The 16,824-nt window shown below is 62.7% G+C and carries 20 protein-coding genes; 11 read left to right on the top strand and 9 right to left on the bottom strand.

Annotation, left to right across the window (positions count from 1 at the left end):
- Nucleotides 1-69: 69 nt before the first annotated feature.
- Nucleotides 70-702, bottom strand: coding sequence for a PAS domain-containing protein (locus ACFSOZ_RS11185; RefSeq protein ID WP_379097289.1), 633 nt, complete (start codon nucleotides 700-702; stop codon nucleotides 70-72).
- 390 nt (nucleotides 703-1,092) lie between these two features.
- On the opposite strand from ACFSOZ_RS11185, the gene ACFSOZ_RS11190 reads away from it, so the two are divergent.
- From ACFSOZ_RS11190 to ACFSOZ_RS11220, 7 genes are all read left to right on the top strand, one after another.
- On the top strand, nucleotides 1,093-1,851 hold the full coding sequence (locus ACFSOZ_RS11190) for a rhomboid family intramembrane serine protease (protein ID WP_379097292.1): 759 nt from the start codon (nucleotides 1,093-1,095) through the stop codon (nucleotides 1,849-1,851).
- Nucleotides 1,852-1,939: 88 nt separating this feature from the next.
- Nucleotides 1,940-2,371: a CBS domain-containing protein gene (locus ACFSOZ_RS11195; protein WP_379097295.1), complete on the top strand. Its 432-nt coding sequence runs from the start codon at nucleotides 1,940-1,942 to the stop codon at nucleotides 2,369-2,371.
- Between the two features lie 230 nt (nucleotides 2,372-2,601).
- The gene (gatB, locus tag ACFSOZ_RS11200; protein ID WP_379097298.1) at nucleotides 2,602-4,107 is read left to right on the top strand and encodes an Asp-tRNA(Asn)/Glu-tRNA(Gln) amidotransferase subunit GatB; all 1,506 of its coding nucleotides are present in this window, start codon (nucleotides 2,602-2,604) and stop codon (nucleotides 4,105-4,107) included.
- The gene (locus ACFSOZ_RS11205; RefSeq protein WP_379097301.1) at nucleotides 4,104-4,799 is read left to right on the top strand and encodes a hypothetical protein; all 696 of its coding nucleotides are present in this window, start codon (nucleotides 4,104-4,106) and stop codon (nucleotides 4,797-4,799) included. The genes gatB and ACFSOZ_RS11205 overlap by 4 nt, the downstream gene beginning before the upstream one ends.
- 16 nt (nucleotides 4,800-4,815) lie before the next feature.
- Nucleotides 4,816-5,301 (top strand): GNAT family N-acetyltransferase, encoded by a 486-nt coding sequence (locus tag ACFSOZ_RS11210; protein WP_379097304.1) that lies wholly within the window; start codon nucleotides 4,816-4,818, stop codon nucleotides 5,299-5,301.
- Nucleotides 5,302-5,460: 159 nt separating this feature from the next.
- Entirely contained in the window at nucleotides 5,461-6,159 is a 699-nt protein-coding gene (locus ACFSOZ_RS11215) for an AIM24 family protein (protein WP_379097307.1), read from the top strand.
- A gap of 169 nt (nucleotides 6,160-6,328) precedes the next feature.
- A complete protein-coding gene (locus ACFSOZ_RS11220) occupies nucleotides 6,329-6,673 on the top strand; it encodes a VanZ family protein (protein WP_379097310.1) in 345 nt (114 codons plus the stop codon).
- Between the two features lie 6 nt (nucleotides 6,674-6,679).
- Here ACFSOZ_RS11220 and panC read toward each other — a convergent pair whose 3' ends face one another.
- Together panC and panB are read right to left on the bottom strand one after the other, a co-directional pair.
- Nucleotides 6,680-7,531 carry a pantoate--beta-alanine ligase gene (panC, locus tag ACFSOZ_RS11225; RefSeq protein WP_379097313.1) on the bottom strand — a complete coding sequence of 284 codons (852 nt, stop codon included), beginning with the start codon at nucleotides 7,529-7,531 and terminating at the stop codon, nucleotides 6,680-6,682.
- Entirely contained in the window at nucleotides 7,528-8,358 is an 831-nt protein-coding gene (gene panB / locus ACFSOZ_RS11230) for a 3-methyl-2-oxobutanoate hydroxymethyltransferase (protein ID WP_379098163.1), read from the bottom strand. Before panB ends, panC begins: the two co-directional genes overlap by 4 nt.
- 242 nt (nucleotides 8,359-8,600) lie before the next feature.
- Between panB and ACFSOZ_RS11235 the strand changes: the two genes are divergently transcribed.
- From ACFSOZ_RS11235 to ACFSOZ_RS11245, 3 genes are all read left to right on the top strand, one after another.
- Nucleotides 8,601-8,999 carry an NADH:ubiquinone oxidoreductase subunit NDUFA12 gene (locus ACFSOZ_RS11235; RefSeq protein WP_379097316.1) on the top strand — a complete coding sequence of 133 codons (399 nt, stop codon included), beginning with the start codon at nucleotides 8,601-8,603 and terminating at the stop codon, nucleotides 8,997-8,999.
- Nucleotides 9,000-9,140: 141 nt separating this feature from the next.
- Nucleotides 9,141-9,731 (top strand): DUF2155 domain-containing protein, encoded by a 591-nt coding sequence (locus ACFSOZ_RS11240; protein WP_379097319.1) that lies wholly within the window; start codon nucleotides 9,141-9,143, stop codon nucleotides 9,729-9,731.
- A gap of 75 nt (nucleotides 9,732-9,806) precedes the next feature.
- A complete protein-coding gene (locus ACFSOZ_RS11245) occupies nucleotides 9,807-10,193 on the top strand; it encodes a hypothetical protein (protein ID WP_379097322.1) in 387 nt (128 codons plus the stop codon).
- Between the two features lie 12 nt (nucleotides 10,194-10,205).
- On the opposite strand, the gene aat is transcribed toward ACFSOZ_RS11245, so the two are convergent.
- From aat to ACFSOZ_RS11275, 6 genes are all read right to left on the bottom strand, one after another.
- Nucleotides 10,206-10,823 carry a leucyl/phenylalanyl-tRNA--protein transferase gene (aat, locus tag ACFSOZ_RS11250; RefSeq protein ID WP_379097324.1) on the bottom strand — a complete coding sequence of 206 codons (618 nt, stop codon included), beginning with the start codon at nucleotides 10,821-10,823 and terminating at the stop codon, nucleotides 10,206-10,208.
- Nucleotides 10,824-10,835: 12 nt separating this feature from the next.
- A complete protein-coding gene (accC, locus tag ACFSOZ_RS11255) occupies nucleotides 10,836-12,179 on the bottom strand; it encodes an acetyl-CoA carboxylase biotin carboxylase subunit (protein WP_379097327.1) in 1,344 nt (447 codons plus the stop codon).
- A gap of 10 nt (nucleotides 12,180-12,189) precedes the next feature.
- On the bottom strand, nucleotides 12,190-12,648 hold the full coding sequence (accB, locus tag ACFSOZ_RS11260) for an acetyl-CoA carboxylase biotin carboxyl carrier protein (RefSeq protein ID WP_379097331.1): 459 nt from the start codon (nucleotides 12,646-12,648) through the stop codon (nucleotides 12,190-12,192).
- A 26-nt stretch (nucleotides 12,649-12,674) separates the two neighbouring features.
- Nucleotides 12,675-13,109 (bottom strand): type II 3-dehydroquinate dehydratase, encoded by a 435-nt coding sequence (gene aroQ, locus ACFSOZ_RS11265; RefSeq protein WP_379097334.1) that lies wholly within the window; start codon nucleotides 13,107-13,109, stop codon nucleotides 12,675-12,677.
- A 148-nt stretch (nucleotides 13,110-13,257) separates the two neighbouring features.
- Nucleotides 13,258-14,061 carry a DsbA family protein gene (locus tag ACFSOZ_RS11270; RefSeq protein WP_379097336.1) on the bottom strand — a complete coding sequence of 268 codons (804 nt, stop codon included), beginning with the start codon at nucleotides 14,059-14,061 and terminating at the stop codon, nucleotides 13,258-13,260.
- A gap of 70 nt (nucleotides 14,062-14,131) precedes the next feature.
- On the bottom strand, nucleotides 14,132-15,526 hold the full coding sequence (locus ACFSOZ_RS11275; protein ID WP_379097338.1) for a M48 family metalloprotease: 1,395 nt from the start codon (nucleotides 15,524-15,526) through the stop codon (nucleotides 14,132-14,134).
- Nucleotides 15,527-15,671: 145 nt separating this feature from the next.
- On the opposite strand from ACFSOZ_RS11275, the gene ACFSOZ_RS11280 reads away from it, so the two are divergent.
- Nucleotides 15,672-16,820 (top strand): pyridoxal phosphate-dependent aminotransferase, encoded by a 1,149-nt coding sequence (locus ACFSOZ_RS11280; protein ID WP_379097341.1) that lies wholly within the window; start codon nucleotides 15,672-15,674, stop codon nucleotides 16,818-16,820.
- Nucleotides 16,821-16,824 lie beyond the last annotated feature (4 nt).

Genomic DNA, 16,824 nt, shown 5'->3' on the forward strand with positions numbered 1-16,824 from the left:
TCAGAGAAGTACAACAATGCGGGTTAACAAAGGGGAAAAGCAGGTACCGTTACGAGCGAGATTTGCCGCCTATTCCTCGCGCCCGCCGTCGAATACGACGAGATGGCGGATGCGGCGCGCGCGGCCGAGTGCCGATATAGTCTCCGGTGCCCCGAGTTCGTCGGGAACGAGCGAGGGAACATTGATCGCCGGGCGGTTGTTGAGGAGTTCCTTCTCCGGATCGATGACTCGGATCGAATCGATCAAGGCGTCGGTGATCGGATCTGCCCCCAGCCAGAAGGGCTTCTCCACGGCGCTGATCACGCCCAGGCAGCGCGGATTTTCGACGCCGCCGTCGAGCGGCAAGGCGAGGAGTTCGAACTTGTTGGATCGGCCGTTGCGGCTGAAACCCTCAAAGGCGATGAGCACGACCGACTTCTGGTCGAAGACGCCGTGGATCAGCCGCGAGACGAGCCGCTGATCCTTCTCGCGCCACAGCGACGGAAAGGAGAACCCCTTGAGTTCGCGGCCATAGCAGGCGCAAAGCCTGGTGCCGGCCAGCCGGAAAACGGCTTGCCCGCGCGTGTCCCTTTCCAGGATGAAGGTGTCGGCCAGCAGCGACTTTATGTCGGCCGGCTCGACCTCCGAACGCTTGGGGGCGGGGCGTCCGTCACGCAGGCGGTTCCAATATTGGAACAGCGTGATCGATCCGTTCTGGTTCATGCTATTCTGCTCCGCGCAATCTGTCGTCTGATGTCCCATCGGTGAACAGAAGGGCGCCCTCCGATGACCTACATGCGTTGCGGAGCAGGAAGCGTGCCAGCGTCGTTAACACTTGTTCACGGGTCGGGGCCGTTAAGGTTAACAAGTGGTTGACGTTGCGCCGAGGCGTGCTCCATGGCACATGAAAACCACTCCAGAAGCGGTCGTTTCGCAACGATCGGCAGCACTTCAGTCAAGAGTTTTAGGGGGAGCAGGGGGCTCGACCAGCCGTTCAAGGGAAACCTTGAACGGCTTTTTTTTGATTCGCAGTGGGGCGATTCGCCGTTTGCGGTTCGTTCGGGGGTGATCTAGATGCTCGAACCCGAATCCCATGCTTGAGTGCAATTTCATATGAGCGAACCGGTAGGCCCTTCGGAAATCGAGCCGATCGAGGATGTACCCGAACAGCGGCGCGAGCCGGTGTTCAATCTGCCACCTGTCGTGCTGGCAGTGATCGGCATCTGCGCGGTCGTCTATCTGTTGCAGCAGTACGTGCTGACCGACGCGCAGCAACTGACCCTGCTTTACGACGGGGCCTTCATCCCCGTTCTCTACACCGGACAATATGGCTTCGACTGGTTTCTCTTCTCCCGTCCGTTCACCTATGCCTTCATGCATGGCGGCTTTGCCCATATTGCCATCAACATGGTCTGGCTCGCCGCTTTCGGTTCGCCGTTGGCCAATCGCCTGGGCGCGCTGCGGTTCGCGTTGTTTTTCGCCGTGACCGGGCTGGCTTCGGTTGTGCTTTATTGGGCCATGCATCCGTACGGAGAGGCGCCGCTGGTCGGGGCATCGGGCGCTATTTCCGGCATGATGGCGGCCGCCGCGCGTTTCGGTTTCCGCACCAACCGCTCGGCCGGCAAGGCTGCCTTCGACGGCCCTGTGCTGCCCATCGCAATCGTATTGCGCTCGCGCGGCGTCGTGATCTTCCTTGCCGTGTGGATGATCATCAACCTCGCCACAGGCCTTCTCGGCTTCGCCCCGGGGGTAGACGGCCAGATCGCCTGGGAGGCCCATATTGGCGGCTTCATCGCCGGCTTCTTCGGCCTACGCTGGTTCGACAGGCGATGGCAGGCGCCTGAATGGGAGACCACCGACCGTCGCACTTGAAATGCAACAGATCACGGCGCACGATGTTCACTCTTATGTGAAGGCCGGTCAGGGCAGGAAACCGGCAGGCAAAGCAGAGGAGGACGCCATGACGGTTAAGGCAATTCTCGAGAAAAAAGGCCATGACGTATTGACGCTTGGGCCGAACGAAAAACTTAGCGCAGCCATCCGCATCCTTGCCGAACACAAGATCGGCGCACTCGTCATCACCAATGGCGATCGCAAGATTGTCGGCATTCTTTCGGAGCGCGACATCGTGCGGGTCGTCGCCAGGGAAGGCGCGGCGGCGCTCGATATCGCCGTGCGTTCGGCGATGACGCCGAAAGTGAAGATCTGCAACGAGAACCATACGGTGAACGAGGTTATGGAGATCATGACCAGGCACCGCTTCCGCCATCTGCCGGTGGAAAAGGACGGCATGCTCGATGGCATCATCTCCATCGGCGACGTGGTCAAGCGCCGTATCGAGGATGTCGAGCGCGAGGCCGACGAGATCAGGGCTTACATCGCCACCGCTTGAGCGGCGAAGGAACCGCCGGCCGGTGAACCGACCGGCCGAGCCAAATGCCACCTGTTGTCGAGTTCGGACCGGACGACTTCGAGCCCGCGTTGGGGCGAAAGCCGCTGAAAAGGCCAGCCTGCGGCTTTGTGCTTGTCTCTTTTGGCGGTTTGCACTAGCGAATGACTTCCACGTTCGACGTGAAATTCACGTTCAAACGTGAGTTCAGTCACCGCAATTCGCAGGCCGCCATGACCCTCATCGATACCCGTACCCCCGACGCAAAACGCCTGATCCCGGGCGCCACCGGCGACTGGGAGATCATCATCGGTCTCGAGGTCCATGCGCAGGTTACCTCGGAAGCAAAGCTGTTTTCCGGCGCCTCGACCGCTTTCGGCGCCGCACCCAACGCCAACGTCAGCCTGGTCGATGCGGCCATGCCGGGCATGCTGCCTGTCATCAACGAGGAATGCGTCAAGCAGGCGATCCGCACCGGCCTTGGCCTGAAGGCGCAGATCAACCACAAATCCGTCTTCGACCGGAAGAATTATTTCTATCCGGACCTGCCGCAGGGCTACCAGATCTCGCAGTTCAAGCAGCCGATCGTCGGCGAGGGCACGGTGATCGTCTCGGTCGGCCCCGACCGCCAGGGCGAGTTCGAGGACATCGAGGTCGGCATCGAGCGGCTGCATCTGGAGCAGGATGCCGGCAAGTCGATGCACGACCAGCATCCGACCATGTCCTATGTCGACCTCAACCGCTCCGGCGTGGCCCTGATGGAGATCGTTTCCAAGCCGGATATGCGCTCGGCCGATGAAGCCAAGGCCTACGTCACCAAGCTGCGCACCATCGTGCGTTATCTCGGCACCTGCGACGGCAACATGGACGAAGGCTCGATGCGCGCCGACGTCAACGTCTCGGTGCGCAAGCCGGGCGGCGAGTTCGGCACGCGCTGCGAGATCAAGAACGTCAACTCGATCCGCTTCATCGGCCAGGCCATCGACTATGAGGCGCGCCGCCAGATCGCCATTCTCGAGGACGGCGGCAAGATCGACCAGGAAACGCGGCTGTTCGACGCCGTCAAGGGCGAGACGCGCTCGATGCGCTCCAAGGAAGAGGCGCACGACTACCGCTATTTCCCCGATCCAGACCTCCTGCCGCTGGAATTCGACCAGGCTTATGTCGATGCGCTGGCGAAGGAACTGCCGGAACTGCCCGATGACAAGAAGGCACGTCTCATCGCTTCGCTCGGCCTGTCGACCTATGACGCCTCGATCCTGGTTTCGGAAAAGCCGATCGCCGACTATTTCGAGAAGGTGGCCGCCGGCCGCGACGGCAAGCTTGCCGCCAACTGGGTCATCAACGATCTGCTCGGGCAATTGAACAAGGCCGGCAAGGACATTGAAAGCGCTCCGGTTTCGCCCGACCAGCTCGGTGCAGTCATCGATCTGATCAAGGATGGCACCATTTCCGGCAAGATCGCCAAGGACCTGTTCGAGATCGTCTGGAACGAGGGCGGCGATCCACGCCAGCTCGTCGAGAGCCGTGGCATGAAGCAGGTCACCGACACCGGCGCCATCGAGAAGGCGGTGGATGAGGTGATCGCCGCCAACCCGGACAAGGTCGAACAGGCCCGCGACAAGCCGAGCATGGCGGGCTGGTTCGTCGGCCAGGTGATGAAGGCGACTGGCGGCAAGGCCAACCCGCAAGCGGTCAACGATCTCGTCAAGACCAAGCTCGGCATCGCCGATCAATGAGCCGAGACGCGAAGCCGGGCAATCCGGCAAGCGTCTCCTCGGCCCTGTTGATTGCCGGCGCCGTGCTGCTTTTTGTCGGCACGTCACTGCATCCGATGCATGAGGACCCGAATGACGCGCTTGCCGCCTTCGGTGAATATGCCGCTGATCCCACCTGGCTGTTCAGCCACATGGCACAGCTTGCCGGCGTCCTGTCGATGGTCGCCGGCCTCGCGCTCATCCTTGGCCGTCTGTCGGACGGCCCGCTTCGCGGTTGGGCTCTTCTGACGATCCTGTTTGGCGCGGCATCGCTGGCGGCGGCAGCTGCCTTGCAGGCCGTCGACGGCATTGCGTTGAAGGCAATGGTCAATGCCTGGGCGATGGCCGATGCGGCGACAAAGCCGTCGTTGTTCAGCGCCGCCTTTGCGGTGCGCCAGATCGAAGTCGGCTTTGCCGCTATCAGCGCCATGCTGCTCGGCTTGACGGTTCTGCTCGCCAACGTCGCCCTGCATCGGGCCCGGCGCTGTCCGTTGTGGCTGTCCTTGCTTGGCGGCGCCGGCGCTGTGGGTGTCCTGGTCGGCGGTTTCGCGACCGCGGCAACCGGTTTCTCCGGTATTGCCATGGCCGCCAACATGCCGGGCAGCATGGTGCTTCTTGTCTGGGTCGTGCTGCTTGCGGCAATCGATTTCAGACGCAATCGCGTCGCAACATAAGCGGGAGAAAGAACCCATGTTCGTCCGCACCGCCGGGGACCGCGACCTCGCTGCCATTCGTGCGCTGCTGGTCGAAACCTGGCACGCAACCTATGACGGAATCTACGGCGCCGCCAAGGTCACGGAGATCACCGACGAATGGCATTCGATCGCCTCGCTGAAGGCGCGGCTGACCAAACCGGTCAGCGAGTTCCTCGTTGCCGATGACGGCAAGCGCATTGGCGGCGTGGCTTTTGCCGAAAGCATCGACAGCGGTAAACAGGTTGTCCTCAAACAGCTCTACGTGCTCCCGGACCTGCAGGGGCGGGGCATCGGCGGCATGCTCCTCGATGAAGTCATCGAGAGTTTCCCCGAGGCCCGCGCCATCCGTCTGGAGGTGGAGGAGCAGAACACGCGCGCCATCGCATTCTATGAGGCGAACGGCTTCGTGCGATCCAGCGATGTCGGCGAACAAGCCTCGGGAAAGCCGATGCTCGTCTACCGCAGGCCTCTTGTCGGCTGACCGTCGTCTGCCGGCATATGTCTGGATCACCTTCGCGCGAGCGGCGCGACAAAGGGGCTGTTTTCGTTTGACGACCCAAGGGTCCGGCACCAAAGCTGCTGCAGCTGACCGCGCGGAAGCCGGAATGGACCGGCATGCAAGGCGGCGCTGAGGGGATCCATGCCGAGCTTGCCGGAACTGATGCCGACACAGCTGTCAGACGAAACCTTTGGTGGCGTCACCTATCATATCGCTGGCGAACTGGTGCCGGTGCTTTCGGTCGATGTGACCCGCATGCCTGTCTATTTCGAGCACCACATCCTGCTGTGGAAGAATTCCACCATCACCATCGGCCTGAAGTCGCTGAAGGGGGCGCTGAAGCGCATGATGGCGGGCATGCAGATCTTCGTCACCGAAGCGTCGGGGGCGGGCATCATTGCCTTCAGCCGTGATGGACCTGGCCACATCGTGCCGATCCATCTCAGGCGTGGCGAGGAGATCCAGGTACGCGAGCACCAGTTTCTCGCCGCCACCGGCAATGTCGACTACACCTTCGAGCGCGTGCGCGGCCTGGCGACGATGCTGTTCGGCCAGAGCGGCTTCTTCATCGACCGGTTTCGTGGCGATGTCGGCGACGGCATCGTCTGGCTGCACGGCTACGGCAATGTCTTCGAGAAAACGCTCGCCGCCGGCGAGACCATCGACATCGAGCCGGGTGGCTGGTTGTTCAAGGATGTCTCGGTCAGGATGGAAACCAAGATCGATCGCCTGTCGAGCGGCTTCTTCGGCGCCAACATGAATTTCATCGTCAACCGCTTCACCGGACCGGGCCGGGTCGGCATCCAGTCGATGTACCTTCACATGCCAACCGAGGAATAGGCCTGAGGATAGGGATATGGATCAACGCCGGCCAGTTGCCGCTGTCGTTCCAGCCGGCGCGGCATAGCCAACCGCACTCTGCATCGGCTGCGAGGTTCCCATCGATCCCATCCTGGCATGCGTCATCCCGGCGTTTGCTGTGCCCGCTTACGACGGATATGCAGGAAACATGATCAAACTGTCCCGCATCGCAGCGCTGGTGCTGCTCGCCATCATCATTTTTGCAACATTGTCGCCGATCCAGATGCGGCCACACATAGCCGAAGCGAACGTCGAGCGCGCCCTGGCTTACGTGTTGCTGGGCTTCGCCCTGGCACTCGGCTTCCCCGATCGCCTGTATCAAGCCGCGATCTTTGTGGTTACGACCGCCGGCGTTCTGGAATTGCTTCAGATCATCGACCCCAGCCGTCACGCACGCCTCCTCGACGCAATTGTGAAAGCCTTTGCCGGGGTGGTTGGGATCGTCGTCGGACAACTGCTCGTCAGGCGCGGCGGACGAAGAGCAGAGACGTAGATCGACCTAGGCGAAGGGAACGTCCACATTGTCGATCAGCCTGGTCTTGCCAAGCCACGCCGCAGCGAGCAGGCGCCCTTCACCGTCGCGACGCCATGGCGCGAGCGTCAGGCCTTCGCGGGCCTCGACATAGTCGACCTCGCGGAAGCCGGCCGCGATCAGGGCACGGCTGGCCTCGGCGGTTGCGTCGTTTTGGTCGGCACCTGCCGCCAGAGCCACGGCCGTGTCGCGCAAGATCACGTTAAGCTGGCGGGCGATCTCGAGTTCGGCTTCGCCGAGATAGGCGTTGCGTGACGACATGGCGAGGCCATGCCCGTCGCGTATCGTCGGTGCGCCGATGATCTCGACCGGTAGGTCGAGATCGCGGCAGAGCTGCCTGACGACGCAAAGCTGCTGGTAGTCCTTCTCGCCAAAGATCGCGCAGTCGGGCATTGCCTGCATGAAGAGCTTTGCCACCACGGTGGCGACACCGTCGAAAAAGGTCGGCCGAAAGTCCGATTCGAGTCCGGCGGAGGGGCCGCCGACCGAGATTTTTGTGGCAAAGCCGGTAGGATACATCTCGCCAACCGTCGGTGTGAAGGCAAGGTCGGCCTTCGCCATTCCCAGCTGGTCGAGGTCGCGGGCGAGCTGGCGCGGGTACTTGTCGAGGTCCTCCGTCGGCGCGAATTGCGTCGGGTTGACGAAGATCGACACGACGCAGCGCTCGGCTTTTTCGAGGGCGATCCTGACCAGCGAGATGTGCCCGTCATGCAGCGCGCCCATGGTCGGCACCATGGCGACGCGAAGGCCGTCGCGCCGCCAGTCGCGGATCTGCGCGCGGAGCGCGGCAACACTGTCGACGACGACGGGCCGGCTCATGTCTTGTCCTTGCCCGTCGCGGCCGAAAAGACATGGCTGGGGCCGGGGAATGTCCGGCTTCGCACCTCCGCTGCGTAGCTTTCGGCAGCATGCGAGATCACCCTGCGCAGGGTGGCATATTCCTTGACGAATTTCGGCACCCGGTCGACGGTCAGACCGACCATGTCGTCGATGACCAGGACCTGGCCATCGCAGTCGCCGCTGGCGCCGATGCCGATGGTTGGAATGGCGATGCGGCGGGTGATGTCGGCGGCGACGGTCTCGACCGTGCCTTCGATGACCACCGAGAAAGCCCCCGCGTTCTCGACCGCGAGCGCATCGCGAACCAGCGCCGCAACAGTCTCCTCGGTGCGGCCCTTGATCTTGTAGCCACCATCCTTTTCGACCGATTGCGGCTGAAGGCCGATATGTCCCATGACCGGAATGCCGGCAGCAACGATGGCGGCGATTTGCCGGGCCATGTCGACCCCGCCTTCGAGTTTCACCGCCTGGCAGCCGGTTTCGTCGACCACTCGCTGCGCCGAGGCGACAGCTTGTTCCGCCGAATCCTCATAGGTGCCCGCCGGCAGGTCGACGACGACGCAGGCCCTGGCCGAGCCGCGCATCACCGCCTGGCCATGCGCGATCATCATCTCCAGCGAGGCACCCAGCGTCGTCTTGTGGCCGTGCAGCACCATGGCGACGCTGTCGCCGACCAGGAGCAGGTCGACATGGTCGTCGAGCAAACGGGCGATGGGATAGGTATAAGCGGTGAGGCAGACAATCGGTGTGCCGCCCTTGCTGCGGCGAATCGCGTCGGCGCTGATGCGAATGTCGGCGGTCGGCATTTCCGGGGCCAATCGTCACCTCCTTCGGCCTGCAGCCGGGCTGGATACCCGCATGGGCGCGCGCAGAGCTTTAGAAAGACCGCAAAGGCTTGGCAAGCGCCATCCCTGCGTTCGAGAAGATCACGGGTTTGTGTCGGGTTTCCGGCAAGCCATTTCAACGGTCTCCGTGGCAAAACCCTTGCCTTCCCGAAGGCCTGACGCCATAAGCAGGAAACGGGCGCCGCCGGCGCGAGGGTTCAGAAATGAAGATTTTCCTTACGCAGTTTTTCACCTGGTGGAACAGCCAGACGTTGGGAACGCGCCTGCACACATGGCGGCATGGCAAGAAGGTCGGCCAGGACGAGACAGGCAATGTCTACTACGAAGGCGGCATCGATTCGGAAGGCCGCACACGGCGCTGGGTTATCTACCGCAACTATTCGGAAGCTTCGGCCATACCGCCCGGTTGGCATGGCTGGATGCATCACCGTGTCGATGTCGCACCGTCCAGCGAGGACTATAAGCCGCGCGACTGGCAGAAGCCGCATCAGCCCAATCTGACCGGCAGCCCGGCCGCCTATCGCCCCAAAGGCTCGGTGCTGACCAATCAGCATCGCCCGCAGGTCACGGGCGACTATGACGCCTGGACGCCCGGGTCGTAACGGCCCAGGGTTGTAACGGCGCAAAGTGCAGGTCGGTCCTTTATCGCCACAATTGGTCTTTAGCTGCTTGCTGATCAGAAAACGGCGACTAGCCTTGGCGATCACGAGAATCACCCGGGCGCGAACCACCGGTATCCCTAGATGAGCTTTTTCAACCGAATATCGATGGGCGGTCTGACGCTAGCTGCCGGCCTTGCAGTCAGCGCCGCGGCCTTTGCCGCTTCGCCTGAGCCGGCTGCTCCGGCACCCGCGCCGGCGCCGCCCGCGGGAGCGGACCGGGTCACCAACCCCATCGCGGAATTCGCTGGCATCGACAAGATCACCGGCCGCATCATCACCTTCGATGTCTATATCGATGAGACGGTGCAGTTCGGTGCTTTGCAGGTCACGCCGCGCGTCTGCTATTCACGGCCGCAGACCGAGGAGCCAAAGACGGATTCCTTCGTCGAGGTCGACGAGATCACGCTCGACCGCAAGATCCGCCGCATCTTCACCGGCTGGATGTTCGCCGAAAGCCCCGGCCTCAACGCCGTCGAACATGCCGTCTATGACGTCTGGCTGAAGGAATGCAAGCAGAAGTCGGACGTGCCGGCGCCCGACGCCGCGAAGGCCGACGCTTCGAAGCCCGCCGCGGCCAAGCCCGCCGCAGCCAAGCCGGACGCTGCAGCCAGCCCGGATGTGGAACAGCCCGATTCCACGGAACCGGAACCGGACACCACCGACAGCAACTGATCCCCTGGAACTGTCATGGCCACCATGCGTTGAGCCACGGACGACCGCGTCTTTATGCGCAGGGAGGATTTTCCGATGTCAGACAGCAAGCGGATCACTGCCAGCAAGAAAGAGCTGTTGGAACTTGAAAAAGGGTTCTGGACGGGCGATGCGGCCTACTATGCGGCCAATGCCGACACCGAATGCCTGGTGGCATTTCCGCAGATGGCCAAGGCGATGGACAATGCGGATTTGGCCAAGACCGCAACCAAGCCCAACCGTTGGCGCGATCTCGACATCGAGCTCAAGGGAATAATCGAGCCCGGCAGCGACATCATCATGCTGACCTACGAGGCGCGTGCGACGCGGGAGAACGGCGAGCCCTACGCCGCGCTGGTCAGCACGGGCTATGTCCATCGCGTCAACGGCTGGAAAATGATGTTCCATTCCCAGACGCCGCTGGAAGCCACGGCCGGGAAGTAACAGGCTCAATCGTCAGGGATAGAATACGGCTTCACCCTTCAACGCATCGGCCAGCATCTTCTCGTACTTGCCGCGCGGCACGTCGACCGCGCCGAAGCGCTTGAGGTGCTCGGTGGTGAACTGCGTATCAAGCAGAGCAAAGCCTCGCGCCTTCAACCGCTCGACGAGATAAAAAAGGCAGGTCTTGGAAGCGTCCGTTTCCCTGGCGAACATGCTCTCGCCGAAGAACACTCGCCCCAGCGACACGCCATAGAGGCCGCCGACCAGCCGATTCTCGCGCCACGCCTCGACCGAATGACAATGCCCTATCCGGTGCAACTGCACATAGGCTTCGCGGATCGGCGCGTTGATCCAGGTCGACCGCCGCTCCTCGCGCTTTTCGGCACAGCCATCGATTGTCGCTTCGAAATCGAAATCGAAACGGATGTCGAAAGGATGCTTCTTGATCGTTTTCCTGAGGCTTTTCGGCGTGTGAAAACCATCGAGCGGGATGATGCCGCGCGTCTCCGGCCGCACCCAGAACACCTCCGGGTCGCTGGCACTTTCGGCCATCGGAAAGACGCCCGAGGCATAGGCCTTGAGCAACAGGTCGGTGGGGATGCGATAGCCGGGCGCGTAGGGGCGGGTCATCGCGTCCCCGGACTACTCTTCCTTGGCCAGGTATTTTTCCAGCCAGTGGATGTCATAGTCGCCATTGGCGATGTCGGCATTGCCGACCAGATCGCGAAACAGCGGCAACGTTGTCTTGATGCCGTCGACGACGAACTCGTCCAGCGCACGCCGCAGCCGCATCATGCACTCGACGCGGTTGCGCCCATGCACGATCAGCTTCCCGATCAGGCTGTCGTAGTAGGGCGGGATTTTGTAGCCGGAATAGACGCCGGAATCGACGCGGATGCCAAGACCGCCCGGCGTATGGAAGTGGGAGATCGTACCGGGCGAGGGGGTGAAGGTGCGCGGATCCTCGGCGTTGATGCGGCATTCGATCGCGTGGCCGTTGAACTTGATGTCTTCCTGCTTGACCGAAAGTCCGCCGCCCGACGCTACACGGATCTGCTCGTGCACGAGATCGATGCCGGTGATCGCTTCGGTCACCGGATGCTCGACCTGCAGGCGCGTGTTCATTTCGATGAAATAGAACTCGCCGTTCTCGTAGAGGAACTCGATCGTGCCGGCGCCGGAATAGCCGAGGTCGGCGATGGCCTTGGCGCAGACGCCGCCGATGCGCGCACGCTCCTCGGCATTTAGGGCCGGCGAGGGCGCCTCTTCCCATACCTTCTGGTGGCGGCGCTGCAGCGAACAATCGCGCTCGCCGAAATGGACGCCGCGGCCAAAGCCGTCGCCGAACACCTGCACCTCGATATGGCGCGGCTTTTCCAGGTATTTCTCGATGTAGACGGCGTCGTCGCCAAAGGCAGCACCGGCTTCCGAGCGCGCCGTCTGCAAGGCAACCTCGAGGTCGGCCTCGGTATGCGCCACCTTCATGCCGCGTCCGCCGCCGCCGGCCGAGGCCTTGATGATCACGGGATAACCGATCTCGCCGGCAATGCGCCTGGCCTCCTTTTCATCGGTAACCGCGCCGTCCGAGCCGGGCACCACAGGAATGCCGAGGCGTTTCGCGGTGCGCTTGGCCTCGATCTTGTCGCCCATGATGCGAATATGGTCGCCGGACGGGCCGATGAAGGTGATGTTGTGGGCGGCCAGGATGTCGGCGAACTTGGCGTTCTCCGACAGGAAGCCGTAGCCCGGATGCACGGCATCGGCGCCGGTGATCTCGCAGGCCGCGACGATCTGGTGAATGTTGAGATAGCTGTCGCGCGATGGCGGCGGGCCTATGCAGACGCTCTCGTCGGCGAGCCGCACATGCATGGCGTCGGCGTCGGCGGTCGAATGCACCACCACCGTCTGGATGCCGAGTTCCTTGCAGGCGCGCAGCACCCGGAGCGCGATTTCGCCGCGATTGGCGATGAGGATCTTCTGGAACATCCGGCCCGCTCTATTCGATCACGACAAGGGGCATGCCATATTCGACCGGCGTCGCATCCTCGAACAGGATAGCCGTCACCGTGCCGGCGCGCGGCGACGGGATCTGGTTCATCGTCTTCATCGCCTCGATGATCAGCAGCGTCTGGCCTTCCTTGACCTTCTGGCCGACTTCGATGAACGCCTTGGCGTCCGGCGACGGCGCCAGGTAGGCGGTGCCGACCATCGGCGAGGTTATTGCATTTTTCGATACATCGGCCACTGCCGGGGCTGCCGCGGCAGAGGGCTGGGTGGCTGACGGCGCATAGGCCGGCTGCGGCGCCGCGATCGCGTGAACGGCCGGTGCCTGCCGCGAGACACGCACCTTCAGGTCGCCCAGTTCAACCTCGATCTCGGTGAGGTTGGTGTCGTTCAGTATGCCCGCCAGATCGCGGATCAGCTGCTGGTCAACACCGGTCTTCTTTATCGACATTTTCGAGCCTTCTGTTTGTTGGCCGGTCATAGGCGTGCGGCCAGCGCCTGCAGCGCCAGCGTGTAGCCGAGCGGCCCAAAGCCACAGATCATGCCGACCGCAACCGGCGCGACCATGGACACGTGGCGGAATGGTTCCCGCGCATGGATGTTGGAAAGATGGACTTCGGCGACGGGCAGCGGCGCGATGGCGCGGATGGCGTCGTGAATAGCGATCGAGGTGTGGCTATAGGCGCCTGGATTGATGACGATGCCGGCGGCCTTGTCGCCGGCCTCCTGGATCCAGTCGACAAGGTCGCCCTCATGATTCGACTGACGGAAATCGATTTCGAGCCCAAGCGCCGTACCGGCCTGCTTGCAGTCGTCGGCGATCGCGGCAAGCGTCTTGCCGCCATAGATGCCCGGCTCGCGCTTGCCGAGCGCGTTGAGATTGGGACCGTTCAGGACGAAAACCGTTTTCAAAAAGCCGACCTTTCCCGGCGCCGACATGAACCGGCGCGCTGGGCCCTCTATAATGGGCATAGACGCCTGCGAAAAGAGCGCAAGTGCGTTCTTTCAATGTCCACAACAGGCGGAAATGTGCCCGTGACGAATATGCTCGTGAGCAAAATCAGAGCGCGGCCTTCGCCGCCTCGATCTTTTCAGCCAGCACTTCCTGTCCAAGCGCCCCAAACACGACCTCGTTGCCGACCACATAAGACGGCGTGCCGGTGATCGCGAGCTTGTTGGCAAGATCGAAGGTCTTGGAAAACGCCTCGGTGATCGACGGGTCTTTCATCTTCTCGCGCAGCGTCGCTTCGTCGGCACCGAGCGAAAGCGCGATCTTGATGGCCGACGCCTCGGTGGCGCGCCCCTGACCGCCGAGCAGCGCATTGTGGAACTCGCCGTATTTTTCCGGCATCATCAGGTGGAAGGCCATCGAGACGACGCTCGCCTTCTGCGAATCCGGTCCGAGGATGGGGAATTCCTTGAGCACGAAACGCAGGTCCGGATCGGACTTGGTCAGTGCCTGCATGTCGTCGATGGCGCGTTTGCAGAAGCCGCAATTGTAGTCGTAGAACTCGACGATGGTGACCTTGCCGTTCGGGTTGCCGACAACGCCGTCGAAGGCGGAGTTGAAGATCTGGTCCTTGGCATTCTTGATCACGCCGAGATGGGCGATGCGCTGCTCTTCCTTCTGCTTGGCTTCGAGCGCGTCCTGAACCTCCAGAAGCACTTCCGGGTTCTTCAGCAGATAGTCGCGGATGATGCCTTCGACCTCGGTGCGGTCGATCTTGGTGTCGGCCGCCGCCGTCTGGACGGGCTGCGCCGCACCGGCCTTGGCAATCTGTGGGCTTCCAGCCACGAATCCGAAAGCCAGCATGGCGAGGGCGACCGCAACCCCCGTGGTGCCCAGCAGCAGTGCTTTTTTCATCGTTCCTGTTCCTTTTACCTGTTTTCCGGGCCGGTCTGTCCGGCTGTGTCGCAGCGCGCGGCTGGAAGGTTCACTTGATCTTGGTTGATGGTGCGTAGTTTATGATGTCCTGAGCGCGCAGCCAGCGCGGCTCGCCGCGCTTCATCTGCTGCTGCGCCCGCATGGCGAAAATCTTAGCATCCTTGTAGTTGCCGGAATAGAAGTGACCTTCGGCGGTGGCAAGTTCGGCGCCCGGTATGTCGCCCAACTCGCCATAGGCCTGTGCCAGATAACGGTATCCGGCGGAATTTTCCTTGTCGCGCCCCAGACCATTGTTGATCTGCACGACGGCTTTCTTCAGGGATTCAGGCGTACCGACGGCCATCAGCGCCTGGCCAAGGGAGACAGGCAGCAATCCGGACCGTGCCGGGTCGAGGCTGACCGCCTTGGCATAGGCCTCCGCGGCCTCCTTGGGCTTGTTCGCCTTCATCAGGATATCGCCGCGCAATTCCTGGAAATACGCATTTTTCGGCTGCGCCTTGATCAGTGCATTGGTCTTGGCCAGCGCGGCGGCGATGTTGCCGAACAGATACGTCGACTGGGCATCGCCATATCGCGCGGCGAGGCTGCCTTGCATCTTGCGCATCAGCCGCGACGCGGTCGCCTGGCCTTCCATGTAGACGGCAATCTTCACACGCACCATGTCGTGCCGCTGCTGCAGCGCCGCCGGGTCGACCTTGTCGACATTGGGGCTCTGTTTCACCAGCACTTCGAGGTTGGCGATTCGGTCCTGCGGCATCGGATGGCTGATCCGGTAGGGATCGACCTGCGCGCCCGACAGCGACAGCGCCGTCTGGAAGCGATGGAACGTCTTCAGCATGCCCATGCCGGACTGGCCTGTGGCGTTGAGATAGGTGATCGCCGAGCGGTCGGCGGTCATCTCCTCGGTGCGCTGATAGGCAAGGATGCTGCGCTGCGCCATCTCGCCGCCGCCCGCCGCCACACCCATGCCGGCGCCGGCAAGGCCGCGGCTGTTGGTGGTGGCACCGGCGACGATGGCGCCGGCGCCCAGCAACGTCGCGAGGATGGCCATCGTCTTGGCGCGTTCGAGCTGGTCGCGAAGCTTCTGCTGATGGCCGCCTGCGATATGGCCGGCTTCGTGCGCAATGACACCGATGATCTCGTTGGGCGTTTCGGCCGTCATCAGTGCGCCGGTGTTGATGAACAGCCGCCGCCCGGTGACGAAGGCGTTGAAACTCTGGTCGTTAACCAGAACGATGTCGATGCCGTCGTTCGCCAGCCCCGCCGCCCTGAAGATCGGCCGCGCGTAATCGCGCACCAGCGCTTCGATCTCGGCATCGCGTACCACCGGCACGTTCTGGGCGAAGGCGCTGACCGAACTCGCCACCGCAACGGCGACGCCAAGCGAAAGCGTCGCGAAGACGCGCGCTGTCTGGGCAATCGTCAATCTGGGTCGGCTCAACATGACGTGTCCACTGGTAGACGAGCGGGCGAAAGATGAAAAGTCGGCGCCGGAAACTTCCTCAACTTGTGATCCTCACATCAATCGGGCATTTGTGCGGCGCATGCGCCAAAGCCCGGCGCCCTCAACCATCGGGAAGACTGGTTAAATGGTCGTTTCGCTCTCACGCCGTGGCAATGTCGAGCCCTTCCATGCCATGGACATTCTGGCCGAGGCAAACCGGCTGAAGGCGCAGGGCGTGCCGGTTGTTTCCATGGCCGTCGGCCAGCCCTCCGATCCGGCGCCAATCGGCGTTCGCGCGGCGGCGGCCAAGGCCTTGCAGGACGGGCGCATCGGCTACACCGACACGCTCGGGCTCGCTGCCTTGCGCAAGGCGATCGCCGAGCACTATGCCGATCACTACGGGCTTGAAGTTCCGCCGGGCCGGATCGCGGTGACGACCGGATCTTCGGCCGCCTTCAATCTCGCCTTCCTGGCGATGTTCGATCCGGGTGACCGCGTCGCCATCGCGGCACCTGGTTATCCCGCCTATCGCAACATCATGGCTGCGCTCGGCATCGACGTGGTCGAGATCGAGCTCGGCGACGCCGCCTACCTGCATGCCGGTCGCCTGGAAACCGCGCATCGCGAAAAACCGCTGAAAGGCGTCCTGTTCGCCAGTCCGGCCAATCCGACCGGAGCGGTCATACCGGCCGATGAACTGGCGGCCCTGGTGAGGACGGCGGAAGCACTCGGCATCGCCGTGATTTCCGACGAGATTTACCACCGGCTGGCCTATGCCGCCCCCGACACCACGGCGCTCGCCTATGGGGACAGCGTGACGGTGATCAACTCGTTCTCGAAATACTACTGCATGACCGGCTGGCGCATCGGCTGGATGGTGTTGCCCGAAGACCTTGTGCGGCCGGTCGAGCGCGTCGCCCAGAGCCTCTACATCTCGCCGCCGGAACTGTCGCAGATCGCCGCGATCGAGGCCTTCGCCGCTACCGAGGAGCTGGAGGCCGTCAAGGGCCGCTACGCCTGGAATCGCGAGCTCCTGATGAAGCGCCTGCCGGAACTCGGTTTTCCGCTGGCGGCACCGATGGATGGCGCTTTCTATGCCTTTTGCGACGTTACCAGGCACACCAATGACAGCATGGCCTTCGCGCGAAAGATGCTGGCGGAGGCGCATGTCGCGGCGACGCCTGGCCGCGACTTCGATACGCAGGCGGGGCACCGCACCATGCGTTTCTCCTATGCCGGCAGCCATGACGACATGGTCGAGGCCATGGCGCGCATTGAGCGCTGGTTGAGGTAGAGCC

Origin of the sequence: Mesorhizobium newzealandense, from assembly GCF_042682145.1 — a bacterium.
GTDB classification, from domain to species: Bacteria; Pseudomonadota; Alphaproteobacteria; order Rhizobiales; family Rhizobiaceae; genus Mesorhizobium; species Mesorhizobium newzealandense.

Excerpts from the sequence above, each read along its gene's own strand:
- ACFSOZ_RS11185 (WP_379097289.1), bottom strand. The coding sequence starts at position 702 with ATGAACCAGAACGGATCGATCACGCTGTTCCAATATTGGAACCGCCTG.
- ACFSOZ_RS11190 (WP_379097292.1), top strand. The coding sequence starts at position 1,093 with ATGAGCGAACCGGTAGGCCCTTCGGAAATCGAGCCGATCGAGGATGTA.
- ACFSOZ_RS11195 (WP_379097295.1), top strand. The coding sequence starts at position 1,940 with ATGACGGTTAAGGCAATTCTCGAGAAAAAAGGCCATGACGTATTGACG.
- gatB (WP_379097298.1), top strand. The coding sequence starts at position 2,602 with ATGACCCTCATCGATACCCGTACCCCCGACGCAAAACGCCTGATCCCG.
- ACFSOZ_RS11205 (WP_379097301.1), top strand. The coding sequence starts at position 4,104 with ATGAGCCGAGACGCGAAGCCGGGCAATCCGGCAAGCGTCTCCTCGGCC.
- ACFSOZ_RS11210 (WP_379097304.1), top strand. The coding sequence starts at position 4,816 with ATGTTCGTCCGCACCGCCGGGGACCGCGACCTCGCTGCCATTCGTGCG.
- ACFSOZ_RS11215 (WP_379097307.1), top strand. The coding sequence starts at position 5,461 with ATGCCGAGCTTGCCGGAACTGATGCCGACACAGCTGTCAGACGAAACC.
- ACFSOZ_RS11220 (WP_379097310.1), top strand. The coding sequence starts at position 6,329 with ATGATCAAACTGTCCCGCATCGCAGCGCTGGTGCTGCTCGCCATCATC.
- panC (WP_379097313.1), bottom strand. The coding sequence starts at position 7,531 with ATGAGCCGGCCCGTCGTCGTCGACAGTGTTGCCGCGCTCCGCGCGCAG.
- panB (WP_379098163.1), bottom strand. The coding sequence starts at position 8,358 with ATGCCGACCGCCGACATTCGCATCAGCGCCGACGCGATTCGCCGCAGC.
- ACFSOZ_RS11235 (WP_379097316.1), top strand. The coding sequence starts at position 8,601 with ATGAAGATTTTCCTTACGCAGTTTTTCACCTGGTGGAACAGCCAGACG.
- ACFSOZ_RS11240 (WP_379097319.1), top strand. The coding sequence starts at position 9,141 with ATGAGCTTTTTCAACCGAATATCGATGGGCGGTCTGACGCTAGCTGCC.
- ACFSOZ_RS11245 (WP_379097322.1), top strand. The coding sequence starts at position 9,807 with ATGTCAGACAGCAAGCGGATCACTGCCAGCAAGAAAGAGCTGTTGGAA.
- aat (WP_379097324.1), bottom strand. The coding sequence starts at position 10,823 with ATGACCCGCCCCTACGCGCCCGGCTATCGCATCCCCACCGACCTGTTG.
- accC (WP_379097327.1), bottom strand. The coding sequence starts at position 12,179 with ATGTTCCAGAAGATCCTCATCGCCAATCGCGGCGAAATCGCGCTCCGG.
- accB (WP_379097331.1), bottom strand. The coding sequence starts at position 12,648 with ATGTCGATAAAGAAGACCGGTGTTGACCAGCAGCTGATCCGCGATCTG.
- ACFSOZ_RS11270 (WP_379097336.1), bottom strand. The coding sequence starts at position 14,061 with ATGAAAAAAGCACTGCTGCTGGGCACCACGGGGGTTGCGGTCGCCCTC.
- ACFSOZ_RS11275 (WP_379097338.1), bottom strand. The coding sequence starts at position 15,526 with ATGTTGAGCCGACCCAGATTGACGATTGCCCAGACAGCGCGCGTCTTC.
- ACFSOZ_RS11280 (WP_379097341.1), top strand. The coding sequence starts at position 15,672 with ATGGTCGTTTCGCTCTCACGCCGTGGCAATGTCGAGCCCTTCCATGCC.